Origin of the sequence: Clostridium frigidicarnis, assembly GCF_900111985.1 — a bacterium.
Lineage (GTDB): Bacteria > Bacillota > Clostridia > Clostridiales > Clostridiaceae > Clostridium_Z > Clostridium_Z frigidicarnis.
The window spans coordinates 191,218-199,193 of sequence record NZ_FOKI01000005.1; the positions used below are offsets into that span (position 1 = coordinate 191,218).

At 29.6% G+C, this 7,976-nt stretch carries 9 protein-coding genes; all 9 read right to left on the reverse strand.

What is annotated here, in order from left to right:
• Window positions 1-3 precede the first annotated feature (3 nt).
• Window positions 4-1,158 carry a 1-deoxy-D-xylulose-5-phosphate reductoisomerase gene (dxr, locus tag BM119_RS04700; protein ID WP_090039340.1) on the reverse strand — a complete coding sequence of 385 codons (1,155 nt, stop codon included), beginning with the start codon at window positions 1,156-1,158 and terminating at the stop codon, window positions 4-6.
• Window positions 1,155-2,132 carry an AI-2E family transporter gene (locus BM119_RS04705; RefSeq protein WP_177199309.1) on the reverse strand — a complete coding sequence of 326 codons (978 nt, stop codon included), beginning with the start codon at window positions 2,130-2,132 and terminating at the stop codon, window positions 1,155-1,157. Before BM119_RS04705 ends, dxr begins: the two co-directional genes overlap by 4 nt.
• A 166-nt stretch (window positions 2,133-2,298) precedes the next feature.
• Window positions 2,299-3,093, reverse strand: a complete 795-nt coding sequence (locus tag BM119_RS04710; RefSeq protein ID WP_090039343.1) for a phosphatidate cytidylyltransferase — start codon at window positions 3,091-3,093, stop codon at window positions 2,299-2,301.
• Between the two features lie 13 nt (window positions 3,094-3,106).
• On the reverse strand, window positions 3,107-3,865 hold the full coding sequence (locus tag BM119_RS04715) for an isoprenyl transferase (RefSeq protein ID WP_090039344.1): 759 nt from the start codon (window positions 3,863-3,865) through the stop codon (window positions 3,107-3,109).
• Window positions 3,866-4,086: 221 nt separating this feature from the next.
• Window positions 4,087-4,644: a ribosome recycling factor gene (gene frr / locus BM119_RS04720; RefSeq protein WP_090039346.1), complete on the reverse strand. Its 558-nt coding sequence runs from the start codon at window positions 4,642-4,644 to the stop codon at window positions 4,087-4,089.
• A gap of 33 nt (window positions 4,645-4,677) precedes the next feature.
• Window positions 4,678-5,391, reverse strand: coding sequence for a UMP kinase (gene pyrH / locus BM119_RS04725; protein ID WP_090039347.1), 714 nt, complete (start codon window positions 5,389-5,391; stop codon window positions 4,678-4,680).
• A 70-nt stretch (window positions 5,392-5,461) separates the two neighbouring features.
• Window positions 5,462-6,385, reverse strand: a complete 924-nt coding sequence (gene tsf, locus BM119_RS04730) for a translation elongation factor Ts (protein WP_090039349.1) — start codon at window positions 6,383-6,385, stop codon at window positions 5,462-5,464.
• 76 nt (window positions 6,386-6,461) lie between these two features.
• Window positions 6,462-7,163: a 30S ribosomal protein S2 gene (gene rpsB, locus BM119_RS04735; RefSeq protein WP_090039351.1), complete on the reverse strand. Its 702-nt coding sequence runs from the start codon at window positions 7,161-7,163 to the stop codon at window positions 6,462-6,464.
• Between the two features lie 462 nt (window positions 7,164-7,625).
• Window positions 7,626-7,976 (reverse strand): integrase core domain-containing protein (locus BM119_RS04740; RefSeq protein ID WP_143087289.1); only part of this gene is annotated, 351 nt, incomplete at its 5' end.

Genomic DNA, 7,976 nt, shown 5'->3' on the forward strand with positions numbered 1-7,976 from the left:
TCCTTATTTATAGCTTTTATATATGTAGTCTCGAACTTCTTTATCAAGTCTAATTATATTTTCTAAAGTTAATTCTTGGTCATAATCAAATCTATTCATAGCTTCTTCTATTATATCTCCAATTTGTAAAAATCCTATACTTTTATTTAAGAACAAATCAACACATGCTTCATTAGCCCCATTTAAGATTGTAGGCATTAACTTACCAATTTCCCCTGCTTTAAAGGCTAATTTTAGACATTTGAACGTTTCTATATCTGGTTCTTCAAAGTTTAGTTGACCCATTTTATAAAAATCTAGTGATTCTGCTATTTGATCCTCTCTATTAGGGTAATTCAATGCATACTGTATTGGTAATCTCATATCTGGTGTACCCATTTGAGCTATAACACTTCCGTCAACATATTCAACTCCTGAATGAACTACACTTTGCGGATGTACAACAACCTTTACTTGGTTATAATCAACATCAAACAGCCACTTAGCTTCTATAACCTCTAACCCCTTATTCATAAGAGTTGCTGAATCTATAGATATTTTCTTCCCCATAGACCAATTAGGATGCTTTAAAGCTTCATTAGGTGTTATACCCGTTAATTCATTTATTTTTTTACCTCTAAAAGGTCCACCTGAGGCAGTTAAAATTATATTTTTAATTGATTTTAATTGGTTTCCTTGAATACTTTGAAATATAGCGCTATGTTCGGAGTCTACTGGAAGTATTTTAACTCCATTTTTTTTTGCAGCTTCCATAACAAGTTCTCCTGCTACCACTAATGTTTCTTTATTGGCAAGAGCTATATCTTTTTTTGCTTCTATTGCCTTCATTGTTGGTGTTAAACCTATCATTCCAACAACAGATGTAACTACAATTTCTACTTCGTCTAACTGTGCTATCTTTTCCATTCCTTCTATACCATAAAGCAATGTTATTTTTTTATTATTTGAAACAATATAGTCCTCTATTATATTAAATGCATTTTTTTCACTCATTACAACGTATTTAGGATTAAATTCCTCTATTATTTCTATTACTTTATTGTAATTAGAATTAGCTGATATTGCTATGAGGTTAAATTTCCCCTTTTCTCTTCTAAGTACATCCATAGTTTGCGTTCCAACTGATCCTGTTGCCCCTATTATACATATGTTTTTCATATTGTATCCTCCATATCTCTGGTTAGTATTTCCTTGGAAAGAACCACATATACAATTCCTGTAAAAACTCCTATGACCCCAAAAACTTTTATTCCTATATATATGGATAGTAATATTGCTAAAGGATGTATCTCTAGTTTATTACTTATAAATTTCGTCTCTAATATTTGTCTAACCATTTCTACTATTATATATAAACTAACTAACCCCACTGCAACGAAATAGTTTTTCATAATTATACTATATATTACAAGAGGTATAAAAATAAGTATGGTACCTACAAAAGGTAATATATCTAATATACCACAAATAATACCCAGCATAAATCCATTAGGTATTCTTAATATAAAAAATCCTATAAGTATCTGCAATGTAGAAAATAAAATAAGTATTATTTCTATAATCATAACCTGTTTCAAGTTATATATTTTTTTTGAAACACTATAGTACATTTTATCTCCTATTAATAGTTTTACAAAATTTAATATAGCATATTTATCACTTAATATAAAGTACACCGCTATATTTGCTATAAAATATGCCAAAGCGCCATCTGTTGTATACACAGCACCTTTTGTTAATATGTCCTTATTTAAAATCCCACTTTTCCCTACATCTAAACTACCTATTTTACTTCCTAAAGTAGCATATACATTATCCATAAATAACTTTGCTGCATTAATAAACTTCCCTTGTTCTTTTATAAAATTGTCATTTATAAAATTGTATAAATTATTGCCTAAAGAATATATAAATAAAAACATTCCAATATTTATTATTATTATTATTATTATTGCTTTAATTTTTTCATTTGAAATATTTATTCTATCCAAAAGCTTTTTAATTGGTGATGATATAATAATTAAAAATATTATTATAAGAAATGGTTTAAAATACTTTTGTACAAACAAGGTGGATATTGATAATATTAAAAATAACAATAACAATTTTATTAATTTACTATTTTTGTTCACTTCACTCCTCCCTTGCATATTATTGATCCATATAACTACAATATTAAAACAACTTAAAATTTATGTTGAATTTATTATTTATTTTCAAAAAAATAAAAACCTGAAAAATAACTTATTACAAGTCATTATATTTTCAGATTTTCATTTCCTATAAACATATATAATTTTATAAATTTAATACTAGAGAAAGATAGAAAAAAACTACTACTGAGGAAAATAGTATACTATCAAACCTATCTAATATCCCACCATGACCTGGTATTAAGTTACTATAATCTTTAACTCCAACATACCTTTTTATTGATGATGCTACCAAATCACCAAATTGACTGAATACTCCACATACTGCCCCAATTATAATATAATGATACAATGGAATATTTACTCCATATTTTGCTATTACAAACCCATAAACACCGCATCCAATGGCACCACCTAGAAGACCACCTATTGATCCTTCTACAGTCTTTTTAGGACTTACTTTAGGGCATAGTTTTGTTTTCCCAAAAGCTCTTCCTGTATAATAAGCTACAGTATCACATAGCCATGAGGCTATAAATATTAGCCAAATCAAATACTCTCCATGCTCCATTGAATTAACCCTTGGAATAAAGCTAAAAAATACTCCTACATATATAAATCCTAGTATAGTTATTGCACTATCTATAAATGTGTATTTTAAATTTATTACCGGCATAATCAAAGATATAAAAGTAAGTGGAATTAGTATATATACTAGTTTATTCACATCATTATCTAATAAAAAATACCCAATAATACTCACATATCCTAATATAGAAAATGCATGTATATCTTTTTCCTTAACTACTTTATATAACTCATATACTCCTGATAAAGCTAAAATTAGCATTAATATTTTTAAGTATATTCCACCTAAAAACAAAAATATTATAAAGGGTGCCATTACTAATGCACCTAAATATCTTTTATTAAAACTCACTTTATTGCCCTCCTTATTTTATGCCACCAAACCTTCTATCTCTACATTGATAGTCATATATGGCTTTATGTAAATTTTTTTTCTTAAAATCAGGCCAATTTATGTCTGAATACCAAAATTCTGAATAAGCACATTGCCAAAGCAAAAAATTACTTAGTCTTTGCTCTCCACTAGGTCTTATTATTATGTCGGGATCTGGCATTCCTTTTGTATATAGATGTTTTTCTATATCTTCCTCAGTAATACTATATTTTATAACGCCATTATTTTTAGCCTCATTTAAAGCACTATTTATAGCATCTATAATTTCACGTCTTCCGCCATAATTAAGAGCTAGATTTAATATTAATCCTGTATTGTTCTTTGTTTTTTCATATGCATCTTTAAGCTCATTTTCACATTTTTTAGGAAGCATTGTTATATCACCTATATTATTTATAACCACATTATTTTTATTGAGTTCATTAAATTCTTGTCTTAAGTATGTTACTAATAAGTTCATTAGAGCATCAATCTCATCCTTAGGTCTTTTCCAATTTTCAGTTGAAAATGCATATAATGTTAAGTATTTTACTCCTAACGCATTACATTCCTTTACAATTTCTCTTATTGTTTCAACTCCTGCTTTGTGACCCATAGTCCTTGGTAATCCCTTACTTTTAGCCCATCTTCCGTTTCCATCCATTATGATAGCTATATGTTTGGGGATTCTTTTTTTATCTAAGTTTATAGTATCTTCTTGAATTTTGTTTTTTTTATTAAAAAAGAACAATCCTATACCTCCTAATAAAATGACTTTAGGCACATGAAAGAAAATAATAAGCTAAAGATGCCCTGTATATTTTGTGTCACACAAGGAAGTGATATTAGTTCATAGCATAGGCTATGGGCTAATATCGCTAACGCAGTATGGCACAAAATAGATTAGCATACTGACTTGTTATTTTTTCGAATGTGCCTTATAAATAAAACCTGCCAAAAGCAGGTTTCATTTTATACAGACATTATTTCTTTTTCTTTTTCAGCAATTATAGAATCTACTTCTTTTATATATGCATCAGTTTTCTTTTGCATCTCATCTTCTGATTTCTTTATTTCATCTTCAGAATAATCTCCATCTTTTTTTAATGCCTTTATTTTATCATTACCATCTCTTCTTACAGATCTTATGGCAACTTTAGCATCCTCACCTGTTTTCTTAACTTTTTTAACTAAAATTTTTCTCGTTTCCTCAGTTAATTCTGGTACTACCAGTCTTATAATATTTCCATCACTAGATGGTGTTATTCCTAAGTCTGATTTTAGTATAGCCTTTTCTACATCTTTTAGTATAGTTTTTTCCCAAGGTTGTATTACTAATATTCTTGGCTCTGGAGCTGATATATTAGCTACTTGGCTTAGAGGACACATACTTCCATAATATTCAACTTCTATTCTATCTAGCATAGTTGGATTGGCTCTTCCAGCTTTCATTGTTGATAAATCTGATTTAAAAACACTAATGGTTTTTTTCATCTTTTCTTCTGCTTTAGATATAATTTCTTTCATAATTACTATCCTCCATATTTACTAACTATTTACTTTTTATTTACTTACTAAAGTTCCAATATTTTCACCTGTTATAGCTCTTTTTATATTTCCTGGTTCATCTAATGCAAATACAAGAATTGGTATGTTGTTGTCCATACATAAAGATGCTGCAGTTGAATCCATTACTTGTAATCCTTGTTCAAGTACGTTTATATAACTTAGTTTATCATATTTTATAGCATCATCATACTTTTTAGGGTCTTTATTATATACTCCATCTACTTTTTTAGCTAGAAGTATTACATCTGCTTCTATTTCAGCAGCTCTTAATGCAGCAGTAGTATCTGTTGAAAAATAAGGATTTCCTGTTCCAGCTGCAAATATTACAACTCTTCCTTTTTCCAAATGTCTCATAGCTCTTCTTCTTATGAATGGTTCAGCTACTTCTTTCATTTCTATGGCAGTTTGTACTCTTGTTTTTACTCCAATTGATTCTAATGAATCTTGTAAAGCTAATGCATTTATACAGGTAGCAAGCATTCCCATATAGTCTGCTGTTGTTCTATCCATGCTACCTTCGCCGTTTCTACCTCTCCATATATTTCCAGCACCAACAACTGCTCCTACTTCTATACCCATTTCAACAAGTTCTTTTATTTCTGTAGATATTCTTTGAGCAACGTCAAAATCTATTCCAAAACCATTTTCACCTGATAATGCCTCTCCTGATAGTTTAAGCATTACTCTTTTATATTTGCAACAATCCATATATAAACCTCCAATTTGCATCGTGTTGTATTTTAAAAAAAGAGAACACTTAGTGTTCTCTTTTGTTGTTTTACTTACCTTGTTGCATTTGCTTAGCAACTTCTTCAGCGAAGTTTTCTTCTTTCTTTTCGATACCTTCACCTTTTTCAAATCTTACAAAGCTAGTAACTTTCATATCAGCTCCAACTTCTTTAGATTTTTCTTGAAGTAATTTAGTTATAGTATAATCTCCATTTTTAACCCAAACTTGATCTACTAAACATATTTCTTTTAAGTATTTCTTAACTCTTCCAAGTACCATTTTATCTACTATATTTTCTGGTTTACCTTCGTTTAGAGCTTGAACTCTGTAGATTTCTTTTTCTTTTTCTATAGCTTCTTGGTCAACAGAAGTATCATCTAAGTATAATGGGTTTGCAGCAGCCACTTGCATTGCTAAATCTTTAGCTACAGTTTGAACTACTTCTGATTGCTTATCACACTCAACTTTTGTAAGAACACCTATTCTTCCACCACCATGGATGTAGCTAGCTATTGTTCCATTTTCAACATTGAACTTAGAAAATCTTCTTACGTTCATGTTTTCACCAATTTTAGCTATTAACTCAGTTAAGTATTCTTTAACTGTTTTTTCTTCATTTGCTATGTATTTTTCTTCAACGAAAGCATCTATATTAGCACAAGTAGTTGTTGAAGCCATTTTTGCTAAGTTATTAGCAAAAACTATGAACTCTTCGTTTATAGCAACGAAATCTGTTTCACAGTTTACTTCAACTATACCAGCTGTCTTCTTATCCTCTGAAACATAAGTCGCTATTATTCCCTCAGCAGCAACTCTTCCAGCCTTCTTAGCAGCAGCTGCTAATCCTTTTTCTCTTAATAATTCTACAGCTTTTTCCATGTCACCGTTTGCTTCTGTAAGAGTTTTCTTACAATCCATCATCCCCGCGCCTGTTCTATCTCTTAATTCTTTAACCGCTTTTGCAGATATCATAATTATATCCTCCTTATAAAAACTAAACTTAATGTAAGAGGTAAATGAAAAATTTCACCTACCTCTAAACTTTTAATTATTCAGCTAATTCTTCACCTTGTCTTGCTTCGATGATAGCATCTCCCATTTTAGCAGTTATTAATTTAACCGCTCTTATAGCATCATCATTTCCTGGTATTACGTAATCAACTTCATCTGGATCACAGTTTGTATCAACTATAGCTACAACTGGTATTCCTAATATCTTAGCTTCAGATATAGCATTCTTTTCTTTTCTTGGGTCAACTACAAATAAAGCTCCGATATTATTAGAATCTAAATTCTTTATTCCACCTAAGTTCTTTTCTAGTTTTTCCATTTGAAGTTTAAGCTTTATTACTTCTTTCTTTGGAAGAACATCAAAAGTTCCATCTTGAGACATAGTTTCAAGCTCTTCTAATTTTTGTATTCTCTTCTTTATAGTAGTGAAGTTTGTTAACATTCCACCTAACCATCTGTTGTTTACAAAGTGCATTCCTGATCTTACTGCTTCTTCAGCTATAGCTTCTTGAGCTTGCTTCTTTGTACCAACAAATAATATGTCTTTTCCTTCTCCAGCTACTTCTTTGATGAAATCATAAGCCTCTTCAACCTTTTTAACAGTTTTTTGAAGGTCTATTATATATATTCCGTTTCTTTCTGTGAATATATAAGTAGCCATCTTAGGGTTCCATCTTCTAGTTTGATGTCCGAAATGAACACCTGCTTCTAATAATTGTTTCATTGAAATTACTGCCATTTTGTTACCTCCTGGTTTTTACCTCCACTATCCACTTATTCAAACTACCTCAACGGGCACCAGTTAAGTTAAGGATAGTGTGTGTATTTTTATTCCTAATGTAGTATATCATATGATATGCATACTATCAATATATTTTTTATATTTTTTATGCTTAATACTTATAATAAGTTATTATCTATTATTTTCTATTTATATTATAGTATATAATAATCTTAAAATTATTATATATTCTTAATTATAAAAAAGTGGCTACCCCACGTTCTAATTGACAATTGATAATTGAGAATTCACAATTATGGTTGAAAATTGAGAGTGGAAAGTTGAAAGTTTAGGCTGAAAATCACAGATTTTCTTTAATAAGATTTTTTTATTTTAGAAATCTTCTGCAATAAGATTTCATCCTTAACTTGCGGATTGCTCCCCCCTATCTGGACTAAAGTTACTCATTCTAAAGTTTTCTCAAAATTTCAAGCTAAGCTGAAATTTTATTTTTATAATATTCATGTGGGATACATATCCTATAGAGGAATGTATCCTTTCATGGTTATATCTATAAACATAATCATTTAAATCATTTTCTAACTCTTTTAAGCTCAAATACATTTCATTATTAAGGCACTCTTCTTGAAGATATCTGTGATATGACTCAATAAAAGCATTGTAATTAGGACTCCTTACTGGAATCCTTTCATGAACTACTTTTTCATCCATACATCCCTTTTCAAATACACCACTAATAAACTGACTACCATTATCGGTACGTAGTACCAAGCCACTGTCCAATCCTTTTAAAATTCGATTATATAAACC